Source organism: Nocardia sp. NPDC004573 (genome assembly GCF_053602135.1).
The window spans coordinates 81,039-101,197 of sequence record NZ_JBSGDA010000007.1; the positions used below are offsets into that span (position 1 = coordinate 81,039).

At 69.9% G+C, this 20,159-nt stretch carries 20 protein-coding genes; 9 read left to right on the plus strand and 11 right to left on the minus strand.

From position 1 onward, the window contains the following. Position 1: 1 nt before the first annotated feature. Together ACWEKR_RS13725 and ACWEKR_RS13730 are read right to left on the minus strand one after the other, a co-directional pair. Positions 2 to 802, minus strand: a complete 801-nt coding sequence (locus ACWEKR_RS13725; protein WP_452354744.1) for an SAM-dependent methyltransferase — start codon at positions 800 to 802, stop codon at positions 2 to 4. 67 nt (positions 803 to 869) lie between these two features. Then, positions 870 to 1,931, minus strand: coding sequence for a hypothetical protein (locus ACWEKR_RS13730; protein WP_452354745.1), 1,062 nt, complete (start codon positions 1,929 to 1,931; stop codon positions 870 to 872). Positions 1,932 to 2,306: 375 nt separating this feature from the next. Here ACWEKR_RS13730 and ACWEKR_RS13735 point away from each other — a divergent pair, with 375 nt between their 5' ends. Beyond that, entirely contained in the window at positions 2,307 to 3,326 is a 1,020-nt protein-coding gene (locus ACWEKR_RS13735) for an alpha/beta hydrolase (RefSeq protein ID WP_452354746.1), read from the plus strand. Between the two features lie 47 nt (positions 3,327 to 3,373). After that, complete coding sequence (cobG, locus tag ACWEKR_RS13740; protein WP_452354747.1) at positions 3,374 to 4,561, plus strand: precorrin-3B synthase; 1,188 nt, start codon at positions 3,374 to 3,376, stop codon at positions 4,559 to 4,561. On the opposite strand, the gene ddaH is transcribed toward cobG, so the two are convergent. Further along, on the minus strand, positions 4,546 to 5,418 hold the full coding sequence (ddaH, locus tag ACWEKR_RS13745; RefSeq protein ID WP_452354748.1) for a dimethylargininase: 873 nt from the start codon (positions 5,416 to 5,418) through the stop codon (positions 4,546 to 4,548). The two genes, cobG and ddaH, sit on opposite strands and share 16 nt — an antisense overlap. 136 nt (positions 5,419 to 5,554) lie before the next feature. Here ddaH and ACWEKR_RS13750 point away from each other — a divergent pair, with 136 nt between their 5' ends. The 5 genes from ACWEKR_RS13750 (at position 5,555) to ACWEKR_RS13770 (ending at position 9,281) form a co-directional block, all read left to right on the plus strand. Further along, positions 5,555 to 5,992 carry an Lrp/AsnC family transcriptional regulator gene (locus ACWEKR_RS13750; protein ID WP_159844188.1) on the plus strand — a complete coding sequence of 146 codons (438 nt, stop codon included), beginning with the start codon at positions 5,555 to 5,557 and terminating at the stop codon, positions 5,990 to 5,992. A 78-nt stretch (positions 5,993 to 6,070) separates the two neighbouring features. Then, complete coding sequence (locus ACWEKR_RS13755) at positions 6,071 to 6,706, plus strand: precorrin-8X methylmutase (protein ID WP_452354749.1); 636 nt, start codon at positions 6,071 to 6,073, stop codon at positions 6,704 to 6,706. Further along, the gene (locus ACWEKR_RS13760; RefSeq protein WP_452354750.1) at positions 6,703 to 8,265 is read left to right on the plus strand and encodes a precorrin-2 C(20)-methyltransferase; all 1,563 of its coding nucleotides are present in this window, start codon (positions 6,703 to 6,705) and stop codon (positions 8,263 to 8,265) included. Before ACWEKR_RS13755 ends, ACWEKR_RS13760 begins: the two co-directional genes overlap by 4 nt. A 32-nt stretch (positions 8,266 to 8,297) precedes the next feature. Then, a complete protein-coding gene (locus tag ACWEKR_RS13765) occupies positions 8,298 to 8,693 on the plus strand; it encodes a hypothetical protein (RefSeq protein ID WP_452354751.1) in 396 nt (131 codons plus the stop codon). Positions 8,694 to 8,750: 57 nt separating this feature from the next. Next, positions 8,751 to 9,281 (plus strand): PadR family transcriptional regulator, encoded by a 531-nt coding sequence (locus ACWEKR_RS13770; protein ID WP_452354752.1) that lies wholly within the window; start codon positions 8,751 to 8,753, stop codon positions 9,279 to 9,281. 13 nt (positions 9,282 to 9,294) lie between these two features. Here the strand turns inward: ACWEKR_RS13770 and ACWEKR_RS13775 are convergent, their stop codons facing one another. The 4 genes from ACWEKR_RS13775 to ACWEKR_RS13790 all read right to left on the minus strand — a co-directional run bounded on the left by ACWEKR_RS13775 (position 9,295) and on the right by ACWEKR_RS13790 (position 12,754). Next, entirely contained in the window at positions 9,295 to 10,038 is a 744-nt protein-coding gene (locus tag ACWEKR_RS13775; protein ID WP_452354914.1) for a cobalt-precorrin-6A reductase, read from the minus strand. Positions 10,039 to 10,040: 2 nt separating this feature from the next. After that, complete coding sequence (locus tag ACWEKR_RS13780) at positions 10,041 to 10,658, minus strand: hypothetical protein (RefSeq protein WP_452354753.1); 618 nt, start codon at positions 10,656 to 10,658, stop codon at positions 10,041 to 10,043. 78 nt (positions 10,659 to 10,736) lie between these two features. After that, complete coding sequence (gene cbiE / locus ACWEKR_RS13785) at positions 10,737 to 12,002, minus strand: precorrin-6y C5,15-methyltransferase (decarboxylating) subunit CbiE (protein WP_452354754.1); 1,266 nt, start codon at positions 12,000 to 12,002, stop codon at positions 10,737 to 10,739. Continuing rightward, on the minus strand, positions 11,999 to 12,754 hold the full coding sequence (locus tag ACWEKR_RS13790) for an SDR family NAD(P)-dependent oxidoreductase (protein WP_452354755.1): 756 nt from the start codon (positions 12,752 to 12,754) through the stop codon (positions 11,999 to 12,001). Before ACWEKR_RS13790 ends, cbiE begins: the two co-directional genes overlap by 4 nt. Positions 12,755 to 12,870: 116 nt before the next feature. Between ACWEKR_RS13790 and ACWEKR_RS13795 the strand changes: the two genes are divergently transcribed. Beyond that, positions 12,871 to 13,314: a PPOX class F420-dependent oxidoreductase gene (locus ACWEKR_RS13795; RefSeq protein ID WP_452354756.1), complete on the plus strand. Its 444-nt coding sequence runs from the start codon at positions 12,871 to 12,873 to the stop codon at positions 13,312 to 13,314. 26 nt (positions 13,315 to 13,340) lie between these two features. Here ACWEKR_RS13795 and ACWEKR_RS13800 read toward each other — a convergent pair whose 3' ends face one another. After that, positions 13,341 to 14,468 carry a M24 family metallopeptidase gene (locus ACWEKR_RS13800; RefSeq protein WP_195090418.1) on the minus strand — a complete coding sequence of 376 codons (1,128 nt, stop codon included), beginning with the start codon at positions 14,466 to 14,468 and terminating at the stop codon, positions 13,341 to 13,343. A gap of 84 nt (positions 14,469 to 14,552) precedes the next feature. Between ACWEKR_RS13800 and ACWEKR_RS13805 the strand changes: the two genes are divergently transcribed. Continuing rightward, positions 14,553 to 15,518, plus strand: coding sequence for a 5'-3' exonuclease (locus ACWEKR_RS13805; RefSeq protein WP_452354757.1), 966 nt, complete (start codon positions 14,553 to 14,555; stop codon positions 15,516 to 15,518). 80 nt (positions 15,519 to 15,598) lie between these two features. Here the strand turns inward: ACWEKR_RS13805 and ACWEKR_RS13810 are convergent, their stop codons facing one another. The 3 genes from ACWEKR_RS13810 to tatC form a co-directional block, all read right to left on the minus strand. Further along, positions 15,599 to 16,291 carry a DUF4333 domain-containing protein gene (locus ACWEKR_RS13810; RefSeq protein WP_452354758.1) on the minus strand — a complete coding sequence of 231 codons (693 nt, stop codon included), beginning with the start codon at positions 16,289 to 16,291 and terminating at the stop codon, positions 15,599 to 15,601. A gap of 164 nt (positions 16,292 to 16,455) precedes the next feature. Continuing rightward, a complete protein-coding gene (locus tag ACWEKR_RS13815; protein WP_452354759.1) occupies positions 16,456 to 19,158 on the minus strand; it encodes a DEAD/DEAH box helicase in 2,703 nt (900 codons plus the stop codon). A gap of 3 nt (positions 19,159 to 19,161) precedes the next feature. Further along, the gene (tatC, locus tag ACWEKR_RS13820) at positions 19,162 to 20,115 is read right to left on the minus strand and encodes a twin-arginine translocase subunit TatC (protein WP_452354760.1); all 954 of its coding nucleotides are present in this window, start codon (positions 20,113 to 20,115) and stop codon (positions 19,162 to 19,164) included. Positions 20,116 to 20,159: the final 44 nt, after the last annotated feature.

Below are 20,159 nucleotides of genomic sequence, written 5' to 3' on the forward strand. Positions count from 1 at the left end.
CTTAGTCGGCGGGCACGTCCGAAGGTTTGCGGACCACCCCGCCCAACAGCACCAAACCGGTGTCCGGCAGATCGTCGCCGAGCCATTGTTGCAGCGGAACCACACCGGGATCGAGCATCTCGAAGCCATCGAAGAACGACTCGACCACGGCCGGAGAGCGATAGACCACCTGAGCCGAGGAGTTGGCGGTGTCCGACGACGACCGGGTGATGAATTCGGAATTGCTGTTGTCGCCGCCGTGCGTGAATGCCAGATAACTTCCCGGCGCCATGGCTTCGCGCAGCCGAGCGACGATCTCGGCCGGGCGTTCGTCGTCCATCACGAAGTGCAGCACCCCGACAAGCGTGATCGCCACCGGTTCACCGAAGTCGATCAGGCCCTCGCTCCGCAGCCGATCGAGGATCTCTTCCGGACGGCGAACGTCTCCTTGCAGCGCCGTCACGCCCGCCGAATTCGCCAGCAGCGCATTGCAGTGCGCGTAGACGACCGGGTCGAAATCGACGTAGACCACTCGCGCCGAGGGATCGGTCTTGCGCGCGACTTCGTGCACGTTCGGCGAGGTCGGGATACCCGCGCCGAGGTCGATGAACTGCCGGACCCCCGCCTCCGCCGCCGACTGGACCGCACGCACGAGGAACTGGCGGCTGAACCACGCCAACGTACGGGTATCCGGGGCGATCGCCAGCATCCGATGCGCGACCGCCCGGTCCACCTCGTAGTTGTCCTTGCCGCCGAGCAAGTAGTCGTATACCCGAGCGGAATTCGGCAGGTTCGGATCGACGCCGCGGGGTGCTCGCTCCATGCCGGACACCGTACCTCCCCGCGCGCTCTTGATCAGGATGGGAAAAATCGGCTTCCCGCAAGCGGACTCAGTCGCCGGCTGCGAGCGCCCGGGCTCGCGCCATGAGTTCATCCGCCACCGGGCGACGACGACGCCCGAGACCACAGGCGCAGGCGACTCCGTCGACCGGGCGGCCCAGCGCGTTCTCGATGGCCCGCAACGTCTCCGCCTGCTGCGCCACGGTGGGGACGTCGTGCACCAACCCGGCATAGAAATCGGTACCCTCGTCCAAAGTCAAATCCGCCAGCGGGGCATAGAATTCGGACTCCGCCGACGGCGGTACATCGCCCGCCGCGAACGGGCCGTGCACGAATTGCAGAACGCGCCCGTGCGGCCATTGCCGGGCGACGGAATTGGCCAGGTCTACCAGCGGCCGGGCATTACGCAACCTGCCCCGGGCTTTGTTGCGCAAACTGCCCAGGCACAGGTGCACTCCGAAACGAGTTCCCTCGGGCGCGGCCGCGGCCAGCGCGGCGATTCCCTCGCCGAGTCCCAGCGCCCGATCGACCAGCCGGTGCAACGGCTGTGCCCTGGCCATGAGCACCAGTTCCGCAGTGGCCTCGAGCTGCACCACAACGTCGTCACCGGCCAGTTCGCGAATCGCCGCGATGTCACGGACGGTGGCCGCACGGAAGGCCGGGCGATGCCGCCACAGGCCGGCGGCTCCCATGGCGATGAAGGTCAGTGTGAAGTCGGTCGGCATGCCGATCTGGAGTGCGAGTTCGGGTAGTTCGCGTTTCGCGCGCAGCTCGCGGAAGATCGGCAACGCCTCCTCGGCCTCACCGAGGTAGCCGAGATCCATCGTGTCGGCGGGCAGTTCGACGCCGCGCGCGACCCGATGGATCGTCCGCTCCCGGCTCGAGCGCCATGTCCCGGGTTTCTTCACCGCCAGGACGCCTTGGGCGACCAGATCTTCGATGATCGGCTGGATGTAGAACTCGTAGCGCCGGGTCTCCCCGGTCGGCAAGGTGCGCAGTCGCGCCCCAGCGCTGTCCAGCATGGCGCGCATCGCGACATCCGTGCTCTCGGCCGGAAAACTTCCGACGAAATGCACCGCTCGCGTATCCGCCCCTGGTCGTGTGGCACCCATGTTCCCGCGCTCCTCGTCGACCGCGTCGTCCCGGACATCCGCTCTCCCGAAGCGACATCGGGTGCGGCCGGGTGCACGCGTGCGGCATCAACTATGCGATAGCCAGGAGACATTGTGCGCGGTATCGCCGTTCGCCGGACAATCGAACGCGCGATCGGCCCCGCTCGGGAGGCATTCGGCCAAGAAAAAGCTCTACGCCCGCACGATGAAGGCCGCCTGCCCGATCGACCCCGAGACGATGGCGACGACGGTGCCGTTTCTCCAGCACGAGATCACCGAATCGAAATCCTCTGCTGCCGCACCGGTTCGGCAATCCTATGCCTTCATCGGCGACACGTATTGCACACCACGATGTTCGCGCATAGCCTGCGTCGCGTGCGAACCTCGCTACGGTCGATCGTCGCGTCCGCGGCGGCGATACTTCTCTGCCTGACACCGAATCCGGCTCACGCCGACGACGCGGCGCCGGGCCGCTGTACACCGGTATCCATTCCCGTCCCGCTCGGGGAAATGGCCGGTTCCTTGTGCACTCCCGCGGCGCACGCCACCGGCACCGTCATGGTGCTGATCGCGGGTTCCAACTACAACCACACCTACTGGGATTTCCCATACGCCCCGGAGACCTACAGTTTCCGGCGCGCCATGAACGCCGCGGGCGTGGCCACGCTGGTGATCGATCGGCTGGGCAACGGTGCGAGCACCCGCCCGCCGAGTACGCAGGTCACCGCGACCGTCTCCGCCCGCGCCCTGCACGAGATCGTCCAGGCCCTGCGCCGGGGGCTGGCGGGCGCGCCCCCGTTCGGCAAGGTCGTCACGGGCGGCCATTCACTCAGCTCGGGCATCGATGTCCTGGAGGCGACCACGTACCAGGATGTCGACGGCATCCTGCTGACCGGGTTCTCGCACGCCCTCAACGTGTCCGAAGTCCTCGGCGTCATCTCGACCTACCACCAAGCCGCCGAGGACGCCCGATTCGCCGGTCGTGACTACGATCCCGGGTATCTGACGACGCGGCCCGGTACCCGTGCCGCCAGTTTCTTCGCACCCGAGACGGCCGACCCCGCAGTGCTCGCGGTGGACGAAGCGACCAAGGAAGTCTTCTCGCCGACGGAGTATCCGGACGGCCTGACGTCGACCCTTCCGCCGATGACCAACTTCATCGATGTCCCGGTCATGGTCGTCAACGGCAGCCGGGACCGGCTCTCCTGCGGCCCGGATTACGCGGTCTGCGCGGACGCCGAGACGCTGCGCGCCGCCGAGGCGCCGTTTTTCGGCCCGGCGGCGCGACTGCGCACCTACGTGCTGCCCGGCAGCGGGCATTCGGTCAATCTCGCCCGCAACACCGCTGAATATCGAGCCGCCGTCATCGATTGGGTGCGTTCGATCGGGGAGTGACCGGCCGTTCGCCGCGCACGCCCGCGCGTCCGTAGGCTGGAGTCGTTATGACGCGAGGTGCTCCTGATTCCTGCCCGGGTGTGCTGCGGTTGCACGAGGCGGCCGACGGACCGCTGGCCCGTATCCGCGTGCCCGGCGGTCGCCTGGAGCCCGCCCAGGTGCAGACCCTGGCCGAGGCCGCCCGAGACCTGGCGGACGGCGCCATCGAGCTCACCTCGCGGGGCAACGTCCAGTTGCGCGGGGTGCGCGACGCCGGGGCGCTGACCGACCGGCTCGCCGCCGCGGGCCTGCTGCCGAGCGGCACGCACGAACGGGTACGCAACATCATCGCCTCGCCGCTGTCGGGCCGGATCGGCGGCTTGGCCGACGTGCACCCGCTGGTTTCCGCGCTGGACGGCGGTCTGCTGGCGGCGCCGCGGCTGGCCGGTCTGCCCGGCCGGGTGCTGTTCACCCTCGATGACGGACGCGGCGACGTCAGCGGGCTGGGTCCCGATATCGGGGTGCACGCGGTCGGCGGGGACGAGTTCGCGCTCCTGCTGGCGGGCCGAGACAGCGGTCTGCGGCTCGCCGCCGCCGACGCGGTCGACGTCGTACTCGCGGCCGCGCACGAATTCCTTGCCCTGCGCGGCGACGACGCCGGCCGCTGGCGGTTGCACGAGATCGCCGACGGTGCCGAACGCGTCATCGATCGCCTCGGCTTGTCCCCCAGCGCCGGACGGCTCGAATTCGACGCCGCGCCGAGCATCCCGATCGGCTGGCTCGAGCAGGACAACGGATTGGTCGGCCTCGGCGCCGGTGTACGCCTCGGCTCCCTGTCCGCCCGCACCGCCGAGTTCCTCGCCGCGGTCGAGCGACCGGTCTTCGTCACGCCGTGGCGCAGCCTGGTGCTCACCGACCTGGCGGAGTGGGTCGCCGAACAAGTGGTGCGCGTGCTCGCTCCGATGGGCTTGATCTTCGACGCCGACTCGCCGTGGCTGCTGGTCAGCGCGTGCGCCGGGCAGCCAGGCTGCGCGAAGTCGCACACCGACGTCCGGGCCGATGCCGCCGACGCCGTCGACAGCGGGCGGGTGCTGCCGGGGCGGGCCGATCCGGGGAACATTCCGCAGCCGTTGCCCGCGACGGATGTCGCGGTGGCCGGGCGTCAGCACTGGTCCGGATGTGATCGCCGCTGTGGCCGCCCTCGCGGCGAGGTCACCGACGTCGTCGCGACGGACGAGGGCTACCGCGTCGACTGACCGTCGCGCGCCGTCCCGCCGTGGATCTCGAGGGTGCAGCATTTGACCGAGCCCCCGGCCTTGAGCAGCTCGGACATCTCGATTCCGACCGGGTGATAGCCACGGGCGCGCAGCGCGTCGCTCAAGTCGGTGGCCGCGCTGCTGAGGAAGACGTGGTAGCCGTCGCAGACGCCGTTCAACCCGAGCACCGCCGCGTCGGCGTCGGTGGCCACGATCGCGTCGGGATAGAGCTCGGCGAGCGCCGCGCGCGCCGCCGGACCGAACGCGGGCGGGTAGTAGGCGATGGTCTCGTCGTCCAGCGGGAGCAGCACGGTGTCGAGGTGATAGAAGCGCGGATCGACCAGCTCCAGAGACACCACGGGCAGACCGAAGTGGCGCGACACCTCGTCGTGTGCGGCGAGCGAACTGCGGAACCCGGTTCCGGCCAGGAGCCGGTCGCCGACCAGAAGGAAGTCACCTTCGCCCTCGTTGTATTCCGCGGCCGCCACCAGATTCGCCAGTCCGTAACGGGCGAACCACGCGTGGTAGGCCGGGCCTTCCGCGGCGCGCTCGGCGTGCGTGAAGCGGGCCGACATGGCGCGGTCACCGACGATCAGCCCGCCGTTCGCGGCGAACACCATGTCGGGCAGACCCGCGACGCCGGGCACCACCTCCACGGTGTGCCCGTGTTCGGCGTAGGTGGCGCGCAGCGTCTCCCATTGCGCTAGGGCCAGCGAGCGGTCGACCGGCTCGGCGGGATTCATCCAGGGATTGATGGCGTACGTGACGTCGAAGTGATCGGGACGGCACATCACGAACCGGCGCGGCGACCAGCGGCGGACGGCGGATTCGACGGGGAGGGTGGCTACAGACGTCAACGGAACTCCCTGGCGTGAGCGCGAACTTGGCTGCCACGACAGTAAGTCGCCTAGCATTGCGGGAGAAATGGCGATTCATTGCAAATAGCATGCTGAAATCGGCAGATCGTTGCGCAAAGAGCCCGGAAGGTGTGACGTGGACGACCTCGACAGGCGCATTCTCGAGCAACTGCTGAAGAATGCGCGCGCTTCCTTCCAGGAAATCGGCGGCGCGGTGGGATTGTCGGCGCCCGCCGTGAAAAGGCGGGTCGACCGGCTGGTGGCGGCCAAGCAGATCACCGGCTTCACCGCGCTGGTCAATCCCGCGGCGCTGGGCTGGAAGACGGAGGCGTACGTCGAGGTGTATTACCGCGACAACATCTCCCCGGCCGAACTCAAACGCAGCCTCGAACCGATCCCGCAAGTGGTCGGCGTGTGGACGATCGCGGGCGAGGCCGACGCGCTGGTGCACGTGATGGCCACCGACATGGCCGAGATCGAGGTGACCGTGGAGCGGATCCGGGAGAACGCGCGGGTCGGGCGCACCCGCAGCGCCATCGTCATGTCCCGGATTCTCGAGCGTCCACGCACCTGATCCGCGCGGCCCGGCCCGCGCTGCGCGCCGCTCGACCCGGACCGCTCTGTGCGGACCCGCACCCATATGGTTGACCGCATGTCCGACGTACGTGCCAGCTACCTGACCGACGGGGCCGAGATCTACCGTCGCTCGTTCGCGACCATCCGCGCCGAAGCCGATCTGAGCGGATTCCCGCCGGACGTGGCGCAGGTCGTGGTGCGGATGATCCACGGCTGCGGTCAGGTGGATCTCGCCGCGGACATCGCCTTCTCCCCCGGCGTCGTCGCCGCGGCGCGAGCGGCGCTGCGCGCGGGCGCTCCGATCCTCTGCGACGCGACCATGGTCGCCTCGGGCGTCACCCGGAAACGGCTGCCCGCGGACAACGCGGTCGTGTGCACTCTCGCCGATCCCCGGGTGCCGGAATTGGCCGCGGCCAAGGGAACGACCCGCTCCGCCGCCGCGCTCGAACTGTGGCGCGACCGGCTCGACGGCGCGGTCGTCGCGATCGGCAACGCGCCGACGGCGCTGTTCCATCTGCTCGACCTCCTCGACGCGGGAGCACCCCGGCCCGCCGCCGTGCTCGGCATCCCGGTGGGATTCGTGGGCGCGGCCGAATCGAAGGACGCGCTGATCGATTTCGGCGGCGTCGAATACCTCACGGTGCGCGGCAGGCGCGGCGGCAGCGCCATCACCGCGTCGGCGTTGAACGCGATTGCGAGCGAAGAGGAATGAGTATTCCGGGCAAATTGTGGGGGGTCGGGCTGGGACCGGGCGATCCCGAATTGGTGACGGTCAAAGCGGCCAGGGTGATCGGCGCGGCCGACGTCGTCGCGTTCCACAGCGCGCGGCACGGCCGCAGCATCTCCCGCCGCATCGCCGCGCCGTATATGCGTCCCGGCCAGGTGGAGGAGCATCTCGTCTACCCGGTGACCACCGAGACCACCGATCACCCCGGTGGCTACCAAGGCGCGATCGATGAGTTCTACGAACAGGCCGCCGAACGGCTGGCCGGCCACCTCGCCGCGGGGCGCTCGGTCGCGCTGCTCGCCGCGGGCGACCCGCTGTTCTACAGCTCGTACATGCACATGCACCGGCGGCTGGCCGACCGGTTCGACGCCGAGATCATCCCCGGCATCACCTCCGTGAGCGCGGCCTCGGCGGCCCTGGGCACGCCGCTGGTGGAAGGGGAGCAAGTGCTGACCGTGCTGCCGGGCACCATGCCGGTCGACGAGCTCACCCGGCGGCTGCGCACCACCGACGCGGCCGCGATCATGAAGCTGGGACGCACCTATCCCGGTGTGCGTCAGGCGCTTTCGGATTCCGGTCGCCTCGCGGGCGCCTACTATGTCGAGCGCGCGAGTACCACCGAGCAGCGCGTACTGCATGCCGGCGCGGTGGACGACGCGGAGGTGCCGTACTTCGCCATCACTCTCGTGCCCGGCCCCGAGCCCACCACGCCGCTGCCCCGCCTCGATGCGGAGCCGGAGCTGCGCCCGGGCCACGCGGAGGCGGCCGAGCGCGTCGGCGAGGTCGTGGTGGTGGGACTGGGTCCCGGCGCACCGGAATGGACCACCGACGAGGTGCGCGTGGCACTGGCGGACGCCACCGATCTGGTCGGGTACACCACCTATCTGCATCGGGTGCCCGAACGCCAGGGCCAGCGTCGCCATGCCAGCGACAACCGCGTCGAGTCCGAGCGCGCGGCCATGGCCCTGGATCTGGCCAAACGGGGTGCGCGCGTCGCGGTCGTCTCCTCGGGCGATCCCGGCGTCTTCGCGATGGCGGCGGCGGTGCTGGAGGAATCCGCCGACCCGCAGTGGCGCGGGGTGCCGGTGCGGGTGCTGCCCGGCCTCACCGCCGCCAACGCGGTGGCCAGCCGGGTGGGCGCGCCGCTCGGGCACGACTACGCGATGATCTCGCTCTCCGACCGGCTCAAGCCGTGGGAGGTGGTGGCGCAGCGCCTTTCCGCCGTCGCGGCGGCCGACATGGCGATCGCGGTCTACAACCCGGCCTCCTCGCAACGCACCTGGCAGGTCGGCGCGATGCGCGACCTGCTGCTGGAACATCGCAAGCCGGACACGCCCGTCGTCGTCGGGCGCGACGTCGGCGGGCCGAACGAGTCGGTGCGGGTGGTGCCGCTGGGTGATCTCGACCCCGGCGAGGTGGACATGCGCACCCTGCTGATCATCGGCGCGTCCACCACCACCGCGCTCGAGACCGGCGCGGGTACTCGCGTCTTCACCTCCCGCCGCTACGGTCGCGCGGGCGACGCCGCCGCCGACGGCGCGTAAGATCGCCTGACGCACCGGAGATCGGAGGGACCTTGGCCGCGACACTGTCGGAGCTGACGCTGCGCGCCCGAGCCCTGGAGGCCAGGGCCACCGCGAGCGAACAGGCACTCGACGAGCAGGGCGAGGTCCTCAACGAACTGGCGGCGCTGACCAGGAAGGCGCTCGACGGCATCGGCCGGCTCGACCGGCGCGCGGAGAAGGTCGGCGACACCATCGGCGAGCTCCGCCGCGACGTCGGAGACCTGCGCGAGAATGTGGGCGAACTCAACCGCAGGGTCACCGTGCTCGAACAAGGACAGGTCCGTCTCGAAGAAGGCCAGGCAGCGCTGGCCCGCGGCCAGGCACAGCTCGAACAGGGACAGGCACGGCTGGAGCAGGGAATGGCGCAGGTGCTCGCCCGGCTCGACAAGCTGGCCGGCGACGCCTGACCCGCCCCGTTCCGGTAACATTCCACTATGGAATGTTGAGAGCGAAGGGAGCAGCCGTTGACCAACACCGCGACCAAGCGCAAGCCACTGAATTCGACGGCGGCGTCGTTGCTCGGATTTCTGCACGAAGGCCCGATGTCGGGGTGGGATCTGGTGACCGAGGCCCAGGATCGCATCGGCGACTTCTGGACGATCACGCAGAGCCAGGTCTACCGGGAACTCGCCACGATGGACGCGGCGGGACTCGTCGAGAAAGGCGAGACCGGAGCCAGGGAGCGCACGCCGTATCACATCACCGACACAGGGCGGGAAGCGTTCCTGGAATGGGTCGCCCGCGATCCCGGCGGGGAGACCATCCGGGTGCCGTTGCTGCTCACGCTCTCCTTCGGCAAGCATCTCGATCGCGATCGGCTCGACGGCATCATCGCGGCCAACCGGGAGATCCATCAGGCGCGACTCACCCGGTATCTCGCCGAAGATCCGCGGGAAATGCCCACATTCGCCCGCGCAACCTTGGATTTCGGAATCCGCTACGAGCGGGCGGTGCTGGAGTGGTTCGACCAGCTGCCGGAACTTCTCGGCGACTGACCGCGCCCATGGCTCAGCCGCGCCGAGTCCTCATGTCGCGCAACCAGTTCAGCGCCTGCTCCGGTGATTCCACGATCGGTGCGCCCGCGGGTAACGGCGGACGGTCCACGACGACGACCGGGATTCCCGCCGCGCGGGCCGCGGCGAGTTTGGCTTCGGTCTGATCGCCGCCGCTGTCCTTCGTGACGAGCACATCGATCCGATGCCCGGCGAGCAGTCGGACTTCGTCCTCGAGGGTGAAAGGGCCACGCGCGAGGAGCAATTCGCGTCGCGGCGGCAGGGAGCCTTCCGGCGGGTCGATGGACCGGATCAAGAACCATTGCCGGTCTGGTCCGGCGAACGCGTCGACGCCTTGTCTGCCGATGGTCAGGAAGACTCGCTCGCCGAGGGCGGCCGTTTCCGCTGCGGCGGTAGGGAGATCAGGGACTCGGACCCAGCGGTCCCCCGTTCGCTCCACCCACCCGGGACGCCGCAGGTGCACCAGGGGGACATCCGAAATACGAGCGGCCGCGGCGGCGTTCGCACTGATGGCCGCCGCGAACGGATGGGTGGCGTCGACGATCGCGGCCACGTCGTTGGCCGCCAGCCACGTCCGCAGCCCCTCCGAGCCGCCGAAGCCGCCGATGCGGACCGTGCCCTCGGGCAGCAAGGGCGCACGCACGCGACCGGCGAGCGAGGAGACGATCTCGAATCCCCGCTCGCCGGAAGCGATGTGGGCCAGCTCCCGCGCTTCCCGGGTGCCGCCCAGAATCAGAATCCTCAGGGCTGGCCGCTGAAGTAGGCGATGCCCGCGTTCAGCAGCGACGGCCCGCCCGCGACGGCAAGACCGATCAGCGCGCCGAGCACCGCGCCCGGCAGGATGCCGACACCGAAGAAGACGATGCCGATGGCAGCGCCGATCAGACCGCCGACCAGGGCGCCGAGGGAGGCGCGCTGCAACTCGGCGAAGAACCATTCCTGCGCGCCGATGAACTCGGCCGCGACCGGCGCGTTCGCGGTCGGGGCGACCTGTGGCGTCAGCGTCAGCTGCCTGCCCTCGTCGGCGACGGCCGCGGCGATCCGGACCTCCTGGCCCTTGGCGGTCGCGGTGAGCGGAACGGTGGTGACGGTCTCGCCCGCGGAGTTCTTCAGGGTGACCGCCTGGTTGTCGGTGTCGACGCTGAACGCGCCCCCGGTCACGCTGGTGACGACCGACTTACCCGCATCGGCGAGTTGCAGCGCGTAGCCGACGCCCTGATCGGCGCCCGTGACGGTGGGCGCCGGCGCGGACTGGTCCTGCGCCGCGGGCGGCGTCGGAGCGGCGTAGGAGGTACCGGCGGTGACTCCGGTGGCGGCGACGGCCAGCAATGCGGTAGCGGCGAACTTCTTGTATCTCATCTATCTCCCCAACAGGAATCGGATTTCCGATCATGATCGGAACTCGGCCCCGACCCTACCGTGTGACCGATAACATGTTCACCCCTCCGCGGGGAACGCCGGCACCGGTTTCACCACCGACCACTGCGTCACCGGAAGCTGCGGACGCCACGCGGTGAAGGCGCCCAGGGGCTCCCCGCGATAGATCTGGAACTTCCGCAACCTCCCACCCTGGGCGCTCGACCAGCTGAGCAGCAGCGATTCCGACTCGGCGGTCACCGCGTTCGCGACGAGCCTGCCGCCCTGACGCAACTGCGCCCAGCATGTCTCGAGTACGCCTTCCTGGGTCAGGCCTCCACCGACGAAAATCGCGTCGGGCAACGCGATTTCGGGATCGGCGGCGAGTTCGGCGCACACCTCGCCACGCACCGAGATGTGCGGCACGCCCAGCGCCGCCGCATTGTCGGCGATCTGCCGCCGCCTGCGCTCGAGCCGCTCGAACGTGACGGCCCGGTTGGCCGGATGCGCCCGGCACCATTCGATGGCGATACTGCCCGAACCGCCGCCCACGTCCCACAGCAAATCCCCGGGCGCCGGCGCCAGCGCCGCCAGCGTCAATGCGCGGACCTCGTGTTTGGTGAGCTGGCCGTCGCCGCCGAACAGTTCGTCGGGCAGGCCGGGCAGGCGCGTGGCGCGTGGCCCGCCCGGCTCGGCCGAGCAGGTGATCGCCACGATGTTCAGTGGGTCGCCCGGCGGATGCGCCCATTGCTTCGCGATTCCGGCGCGGTGCCGTTCGGCGCGACCGCCGAGTTGCTCGAGGACCGTCAGTTCGGAATCGCCGAAACCGTGGCGGCCCAGCAGGTCCGCGAGATCCCGTGGCGTGTGCTCGTCGGCGCTGAGCACCAGCAAGCGTCGGCGCTCGGCCAACTCGGGCAGCACCGTCGTCAGCGGTCGCCCCACCACGCTGACCACCGGGGTCTCGGCCAGCGACCACCCGAGCCGAGCGCAGGCCAGGGATGCGGAAGACGGTTGCGGCAGCACCCGCAGCGCCGGTGGGCCCAGCAGCCGCGCCAGGGTGACGCCGATTCCGTAGAACATCGGATCGCCGCTGGCCAGCACACACAACCTGGCCCCGCCGTACTGTTCGAACAGCCCGGGCAGCGCGGGCAGCAACGGCGACGGCCACGTCACCCGCCGCGCGGCCACGGTGGGCGGTACGAGCGCGAGCTGGCGCGGGGAACCGAACAGGATCTCGGCGTCGCCGATCGCGTCCCGTGCGACGCGACCGAGGCCGTCCCAGCCGTCGGCGCCGATTCCGACCACGGCGATCGGCGCGCCGGCCCACGACGCGGGAGTAGCGCTCACCGGGGCATCCGGCGCCAGATCGGTTGCGGCAGCAGGCGCATCGCGAAGAACACCGGCCGCAGTACGCGGGGCACCCAGATCCGGCTCGCGCCGCGGCGCAAACCCTTGACCACGGCGTCGGCGACCTGCTCCGGAGTACTGGAGAACGGCGCCGGAGACATCCCCTCGGTCATCCGGCCGATCACGAAACCGGGACGGACCAGCAGCAACCGGACTCCGGTGCCGTGCAAGGCATCCGCGAGACCGGAGGCGAACCCGTCCAGTCCCGCTTTCGCCGATCCGTAGACGTAGTTGGCGCGCCGCACGCGCACGCCCGCGACCGAGCTGAACACGACGATCTGTCCCGCGCCTCGCGCGCGCAGCAGGCTCGACAACGTCGTCAGAACACTCGCTTGGGCGACGAAGTCGGTGTGCAGGATCGCCGCCGCGTGTTCGGGATCCCGCTCGGCACGCCCCTGGTCGCCCAGCACGCCGAACGCCAGCACCGCGATGCCGATCGGACCGTGCTCCGCCTCGACCTTCTCCAGCAGGGCGGGATGACTCCCCAGGTCGTCGGCCTCGAATTCGACAGTGTGCACCTCGCTCGCGCCCGCCGCCGCGACCTCCGCACGCTGCGCCTCCAAGTCACCGCTGCGCCTGGCCGCCAGAACCACCACGCGGCCAGGCGCCAGCCGTCGCGCCACTTCGAGCCCGATCTCGCTGCGGCCGCCCAGCAGCAGGACGGTGCCCTCGGCCAATCCACGCGTTCCCATGCGCCCAAGTCTTTCATTGCCCTGGGCGCGGCCTGCCATCGCGCACCCGGGCGTGTGCTCGGTAGCAGGGTCGGGCTGCTGCGGCGCGGACGGACGCCGGGGGCTACGGTCGGGGCATGCCGACGAGTACTGCTGAGTTGTCGCCCGCCGCCCTGGAGTTCGTCGCCGAACGGCACCTCGCCACGCTGACGACGTTGCGGGCGGACGGTACGCCGCATGTCGTTGCGGTGGGGTTCACCTGGGACCAAGAGGCCGGGATCGCGCGCGTGATCACCAACGACGGATCGGTGAAGGTGCGCAACGTGCGCCGCTCCGGATACGCGGCGGTCAGCCAGGTCGACGGGATCCGCTGGATCACCCTGGAGGGCCCGGCGGCCGTGCTCGACGCCCCGGACGACGTCGCGGAGGCGGTCGAGCGGTACGCCGGTCGCTATCGTGTGCCGCGGGAGAACCCGACGCGCGTGGTGATCGCCATCCAGGTGCGGCGCGTCTTGTCCAGCAGCACTCTGGTCGCGCCGGCCGCCGACGGCGAAGCAGGAGGCAACGGCGCCGGTGCGTAGGGCCTTCCCCGCGGGTCAGCCGTCGATCACAAGACCGTGAGACCGTGCGGCCGCTTGTTCAGGGCTTCGCCGCCGTCATCGGTGACGACCACGATGTCCTCGATGCGCGCACCCCACTCGCCGCGGAAGTAGATCCCGGGCTCCACGCTGAAGGCCATGCCGGGCTGCAGGACGAGGTCGTTGCCCGCGACGATGTAGGGCTCCTCGTGCACCGACAGGCCGATGCCGTGGCCGGTGCGGTGCACGAACGCGGGGCCTAAACCCGCGTCCGTCAGAGGGTTTCGCGCCGCGGCGTCGACCGCGGCCGCGGTGACGCCCGGACGCACGGCCGCGACCGCCGCGGCCTGGGCGCTCTCCAGTTCGGCGTACCGGGCGGCCACCTCCGGATCGGGCTCGCCCAGGACGTAGGTCCGGGTGGAGTCGGAGTAATAGCCGGGCTCGACCGGTCCGCCGATGTCGACGACCACCACGTCCCCGGCTTCGATCCGGCGCTCGGACACGCCGTGGTGCGGGTCCGCGCCGTGCGGGCCGCTGCCGACGATGACGAACGCCGCCTCGGTGTGCCCCTCGGCCACGATGGCGGCCTCGATGTCGCGGCCCACCTCCGCCTCGGTGCGTCCCACCTGCAAGAACTCGCCCATCCGCGCGTGCACCCGGTCGATCGCCGCGCCTGCCCGGCGCAGCGCGTCCACTTCGGCCGGGTCCTTGATCATGCGCAGTTCGCGCAGGACGGGGGTGGCCGACACCGGCAGGCCGGTGAAGGATTCGGCCAGCGGCAGCAGATGCAGCGCGGGCATCACGTCGGCCACCGCGACCCGGGAGCCGACGTGCAGCGCGGACTTCACCAAGGCGTACGGGTTGGTGCCGTCGACCCAGTCCAGAACTTGCAGGCCCAATTCACCCGCCGCGGAGGATTCCAGCGACGCCAGCTCCAGTTTCGGGATCACTACCGACGGCGTCGCGCCGTCCGCCGGGATCACCAGGCAGGTCAGTCGCTCGAACGACTCGGCCGCCGATCCGATCAGATAGCGCAGGTCCGGCCCGGGCGTGATGAGCAGAGCGTCGAGGTGGGCAGCCCGCATCAGCTCCACCGCTCGCTCCAGCCGTGCACCGTAGACGTCCGCCGCGAACCTCGAATCCGTATGCGAGCTCATTCGTCCGACGTTACCCGTCCCGCGTGCGGGATGATGGCCCGACTTCGCCGAGGCGGTGTCGGTGCGAACGAGTAGCCTCAGCCCGTGACCTCTGCTTCCGGTGGGCCCCTGCTGCTGTTGGACGGAGCCAGTCTGTGGTTCCGCGCCTTCCACGCCATCCCCGACAAGATCACCGCGCCCGACGGCCGGTCGGTGAACGCGCTGCGTGGGTTCACCGACATGGTGGCGTCGCTGATCACCAAGTTCGCGCCGGGCAGGCTGGTGGTGTGCCTGGACTTGGACTGGCGGCCCGCCTATCGGGTCGATCTGGTGCCGTCGTACAAGGCACACCGGTTGGACAGCTCACCGGAGGCCGCGCCCGGCGCGGAAAGCGTGCCCGACACGCTCACCCCGCAGGTGGAGATGATCCTGGAAGTGCTAGAGGCAGCGGGGATCGCGACCGGCGGCGCGGAGGGCCTGGAGGCCGACGACGTGCTGGGCACCTTGGCGACCCGGGAACGCGCCGACGAGGTCGTCGTGGTCAGCGGCGACCGCGATCTGTTGCAGCTGGTGCGCGACGAGCCCGCACCCCCGGTGCGAGTGTTCTACGCCGGGCGGGGCCTGGCCAAGGCGGAACTGTTCGGCCCGGCGGAGGTGTCGGCGAAGTACGGGGTGCCGCTGGAGAACGCGGGCCCGGCCTATGCCGATATGGCGACGCTGCGCGGCGACGCCTCCGACGGCCTGCCCGGAGTGGCCGGCATCGGTGAGAAGTCCGCTGCCGCCCTGATCTCCCGTTTCGGCTCCTTGGAGGCCCTGGTCGCGGCCGTCGGGGATCCAGACGCCGACTTGGCCCAAGGCGTGCGCGCCCGGTTGCGCGCCGCCGGGGACTATCTGAAGGCCGCCGCGCCGGTCGTGCGAGTGGTCTGCGACGCCGAGGTGGCCCTGTCCCGCAGCGATGTCCTCCCCACCGAACCGGTCGATCCGGATCGCCTGCGCGCCCTCGCCGCGGCCTACAACGCGGAAAGCCCGGTCACGCGTCTGATCACCGCACTCGGCGCCCGCACCACCTGACCTCGGAAGCCGACGGCCCCATCGCGTACCTCGATGGGGCCGTCACCCGAACAGTGGCGACGACGTCGCCGCGCGACACGCTAGCTCGGGCGACCGACCTCGTAGGTGCCGTCGTCCTTGGTGATCTTGATGGTCACCTTCTTGGCCTCGCCGCTGACCTTCACACTGCATTCGAAGGTGGCGTCGACCTTGACTTCCTGGCCGGACGGGCAGGAGACATCGCTGATGTCCTGGATGCCGTAGGAATCCGACAGTACTTTCTTCACGCCGTCCTGCACCGCGGCCTGGTCCAGCTGGTCCTTGGCGGTCAGCACGAGCACGAGCGCGACGATCGCGCCGACCACCGCGACGCCGAGCAGCGACAGACCGATGATCAGGCCTTTGCCTTTGCCGCCCTGCTGCGGCGGCTGGCCGGGAGCGCCCCACTGCGGCTGCGGCTGCTGCTGACCCCATTGCGGCTGCTGACCCTGCTGGCCCCAGTCCTGCTGCTGCGGCTGACCCCACTGCGGCTGCCCCTGCGCGGGCTGCTGGCCCCATTGCGGCTGCTGAGGCTGCTGCGGTTGCTGGCCCCACTGCTGCTGGGGTTGCCCCCACTGCTGCTGCGGTTGCTGCTCACCCCAGTGCTGGGTCGGCTGGGCCGAGGCCGGGGTCTGCGGCTGACCGCTCCACTGCTGCGTGGGACCGGCTCCGCCCGGCGCCTGCTGTCCACCCCACTGCTGGGTGGGATCGTTGCGTCCCTCCCCGGGGTCGTTCGGTCCGTACGGGCCGCTCATCTGCTTGCCTCCACTCGCATCGTTGTACACACGGTAGCCCCCCGCGTGGGCCTCGTCGCATGACACGACTACTCCGCCACGGTCGGTACGCGAAAGAAATCAAATCACAATCGAATCCGCCGTGTTGATATTGCCGCCGCAGCGCGCCCCGCAGCGCACACCGCTCAGGCGGCGTCCACCGCCACGACACCCCGCCGGATCGCCCGCACCGCTTTGGCCGCGGTGGCGGCGACCTCGGGATCGTCGGCGGTGCCGTGGATCTGGTCGAGCAGGTCGATCACCTGCCTGCACCAGCGCACGAAGTCGCCGGCCGACAGTGGTGCGCCCGCGTCACCGCTGGCGAGCAACGACTCGGCCAACCCGTCGCCGCGCGCCCACTTGTAGACGCCGTCGACGAAACCCAGATCGGGTTCCCTGGTCGGCGGCAGTTTGTGCCGCGCTTCGTCGGTGCGCAGCTCCGACCAGACGCCGATGGTCGCGCCCACCGCCCGGCGGATCGGCGCCGTCGGTCCGCTCGCGCCGAGATACCCACCCTCCTGGCGGGATTCGTAGACCAGGATCGACACCACGCCGGCCAGCTCGGCGGGACCGAGTCCGCGCCACAGACCCTTCCGGAGGCATTCGGCGACCAGCAAATCGCTCTCCGCGTAGATGCGGGCCAGCCTGCGTCCGTCCGCGGTCACCTCGCTCTCGTGCACGAAACCGCGTTCCTCCAGCAGGCCGAGGATCCGATCGAAGGTGCGCGCGAGCGAATTGGTGGTGGCGGCAACCTTCTGGCGCATCGATTCCGTCTCCCGCAGCAGCCGGTTGTAGCGTTCGCCCACCCGGGCCAGTTGCTCGCGGTCGGGCCGGGAGTGCGCCGGGTGCGCGCGCATGCTGCGCCGCAACGTCGCCAGTTCCCGGTCGTCGGCCGCAGCGGACTGCCTGCCGCGCCGTGGCCTGCCGGGTACGGAGATCCCGGTGCTGCGCAGCGCGGAAGCCAGATCACGGCGGGTGCGGGCAGTCCGATGATCCACCCGGCGCGGCAGCCGCATGTGCCCGAGCGCTTCGGCGGGCACCGGGAAATCGGCGACCGACACCCGTCCAGCCCACTTGTCCTCGGTCAGCACCAGCGGCCTGGGATCACCCGGCGTCGCGTCCGGCTCCAGGATCACCGCCAGCCCGGCGCGGCGGCCGGAGGGAATGGCCACGACGTCGCCGCGCCGCAGGGCGCCGAGCGCGTCCACCGCGGCGCCGCGCCGGTCGGCGCGACTCTGCTGGGCCAGCTGCCGCTCCCGCTGCTTGATCCGCTCGCGCAGCGAGAGGTAGTCCAGGAAACCGCCTTCCGCGCCGCCGAGCTGATCGCGCAGCTTGCGCAGCGCCCCCTCGTTGCGCTCGATGCCGCGCACCAGCCCGACCACCGACCGGTCCGCCTGGAACTGGGCGAAGGATCGCTCCAGCAGGGCGCGCGATTCGTCGGCGCCCATCCGATCGATGAGATTGATCGACATGTTGTAGCCCGGCCGGAACGAACTGCGCAGCGGATAGGTGCGCGTGGAGGCCAGACCGGCGACCGCGCTGGTGTCCACCTCGGGCTGCCACAGCACCACCGCGTGGCCTTCGACGTCGATCCCGCGCCGCCCGGCACGCCCGGTCAACTGGGTGTATTCCCCGGGTGTGAGTTCCGCGTGCGATTCGCCGTTGAACTTCACCAGCCGTTCCAGCACGACGGTACGGGCCGGCATGTTGATCCCGAGCGCCAGCGTCTCGGTGGCGAAGACGGCACGCACCAGCCCGTTGACGAACAACTCCTCGACGGTGTGCCGGAACGCGGGCAGCATCCCGGCGTGATGCGCGGCGATGCCGCGGTGCAGCGCCTCACACCACTCCCAGTAGCCGAGCACCTCCAGATCGGCCTTGGGCAGGTCGCCGGTGTGCTTCTCGATGATCGCGTCGATCTCGTCGCGCTCTTCCGGACGGCTCAGGTCCAGCCGCGACCGCAGGCACTGCGCGAGCGCGCCGTCGCATCCGGCCCGGCTGAAGATGAACGTGATCGCGGGCAGCAGGCCCTCGTCGTCCAGTTTGGCCAGCACCTCCGGCCGCGGCAGCGGACGAAAATCCCGGCGCGGGCCGCCGCGGCCGTTGCGCGGGGCGCCCCAGCTGTTCATCCGGTCGGCGGCCTCGCGCTGGCGGATGAACCGCACCAGGTCCTCGTCGACGAGCACCTTCTGGTCGGTGGATTTCGTGTCGAACAGGTCGAACATCCGCCGACCCACCATCACGTGCTGCCACAGCGGCACGGGCCTGGTCTCGTCGACCACGACGGCGGTGTCGCCGCGCACCGTCTCCATCCAGGCGCCGAACTCCTCGGCGTTGCTCACCGTGGCCGACAGGCTGACCAGGCGCACATCCGGAGGCAGGTGCAGGATGACCTCCTCCCAGACGGCGCCGCGGAATCGGTCGGCGAGGTAGTGCACCTCGTCCATCACGACGTAGGACAGTCCGCGCAGGGCGTCCGAGGAGGCGTAGAGCATATTGCGCAGCACCTCGGTGGTCATCACGACCACCGGGGCGTCCGGATTGATCGACTGATCGCCGGTCAGCAGGCCGACGTTGTCGCGGCCGTGGCGTTCGGTGAGGTCGGCGAACTTCTGGTTCGACAGCGCCTTGATGGGCGTGGTGTAGAAACACTTGCCACCCGCCACCAGCGCCAAGTGGACGGCGAACTCGCCCACGACCGTCTTGCCCGCGCCCGTGGGTGCGCAGACCAGGACGCTGTGGCCTTCTTCGAGCGCCGCACAGGCATCGCGCTGAAACGGATCCAGCCGGAACTTCAGTTCGGTGGAAAACGCGTCCAACTCGCCCGTCTGCGACCGGTCATCTGTCACTCGTCAGAGCGTATCGGAGTAGTCCGACACCGGTCGTGCGGATTTCTCCGCGGGCGTGGTGATCGACTCGGCCGGATCGATCGGCTCCGGCTCGCCCAGTTCGGAGGCTTCCTCGTCGGACAACGCACCCCAGCCCTCGCGCTCCTTACGCGCCCGGCGCAGGTCGTTGACCCGGGAGAACTGGATCGCCACCTCGAACAACACCGTCAACGCCAAGGCCAGGGCCAGCATCGAGAAGGGGTCCTGCGGCGTCACGATCGCGGCGAACACGAACAGGCCGAAGGTGATCCCCCGCCGCCACGCCTTGAGGCGCTGATAGGTCAGCACACCGACCAGGTTCAACCCGATGATCAGCAACGGCGTCTCGAAACTGACGCCGAAGATGATCAGCAACTGGATGATGAACCCGAAATACTGCGACCCGCTCAACGCCGTGATCTGCACGTTGTCGCCGATGGTGAGCAAGAAACTCAATGCGTGCGCGATCACCACATAGGCCAGCACCGCCCCCGCGGCGAACAGTACCGTGCCCGAGGAGACGAACCCGATCGCGTACTTGCGTTCCTTCGCGTACAAGCCCGGCGTGATGAACGCCCACATCTGGTACAGCCAGATCGGCGCCGCGAGCACCACGCCCGCGGTCATGCCGACCTTCAATCGCAAGGTGAACTGCTCGAACGGCGCGGTGGCCAGCAGACGGCACTCCCCGTCCGGGCTCAACGACGCACGCGCCGACGCGGGCAGCGAGCAATACGGTCCGCGCAGGATCTCACCGAGGCTCTCGATCCCCAGGAACCCGTGCGCGTACCACAGAAAGCCCAGGACAGTCGTGGCGATCACCGCCGCGATCGACACCAGCAACCGGTAACGCAACTCCTGCAGATGCTCGACCAACGACATCGTGCCGTCGGGATTGGTCCTGCGCTTACTGCGCCGCGGATCGAACGGGATTCGCATGGTTGGTGATCGCCCCTGGGTTCACGTGCCTGGCTCAGCTCGGC

Bases quoted from the DNA above. Each gene is read 5' to 3' on its own strand.
- ACWEKR_RS13725 (WP_452354744.1), bottom strand. From the start codon at position 802: ATGGAGCGAGCACCCCGCGGCGTCGATCCGAACCTGCCGAATTCCGCT.
- ACWEKR_RS13730 (WP_452354745.1), bottom strand. From the start codon at position 1,931: ATGGGTGCCACACGACCAGGGGCGGATACGCGAGCGGTGCATTTCGTC.
- cobG (WP_452354747.1), top strand. From the start codon at position 3,374: ATGACGCGAGGTGCTCCTGATTCCTGCCCGGGTGTGCTGCGGTTGCAC.
- ACWEKR_RS13755 (WP_452354749.1), top strand. From the start codon at position 6,071: ATGTCCGACGTACGTGCCAGCTACCTGACCGACGGGGCCGAGATCTAC.
- ACWEKR_RS13760 (WP_452354750.1), top strand. From the start codon at position 6,703: ATGAGTATTCCGGGCAAATTGTGGGGGGTCGGGCTGGGACCGGGCGAT.
- ACWEKR_RS13780 (WP_452354753.1), bottom strand. From the start codon at position 10,658: ATGAGATACAAGAAGTTCGCCGCTACCGCATTGCTGGCCGTCGCCGCC.
- ACWEKR_RS13790 (WP_452354755.1), bottom strand. From the start codon at position 12,754: ATGGGAACGCGTGGATTGGCCGAGGGCACCGTCCTGCTGCTGGGCGGC.
- ACWEKR_RS13795 (WP_452354756.1), top strand. From the start codon at position 12,871: ATGCCGACGAGTACTGCTGAGTTGTCGCCCGCCGCCCTGGAGTTCGTC.
- ACWEKR_RS13800 (WP_195090418.1), bottom strand. From the start codon at position 14,468: ATGAGCTCGCATACGGATTCGAGGTTCGCGGCGGACGTCTACGGTGCA.
- ACWEKR_RS13810 (WP_452354758.1), bottom strand. From the start codon at position 16,291: ATGAGCGGCCCGTACGGACCGAACGACCCCGGGGAGGGACGCAACGAT.
- tatC (WP_452354760.1), bottom strand. From the start codon at position 20,115: ATGCGAATCCCGTTCGATCCGCGGCGCAGTAAGCGCAGGACCAATCCC.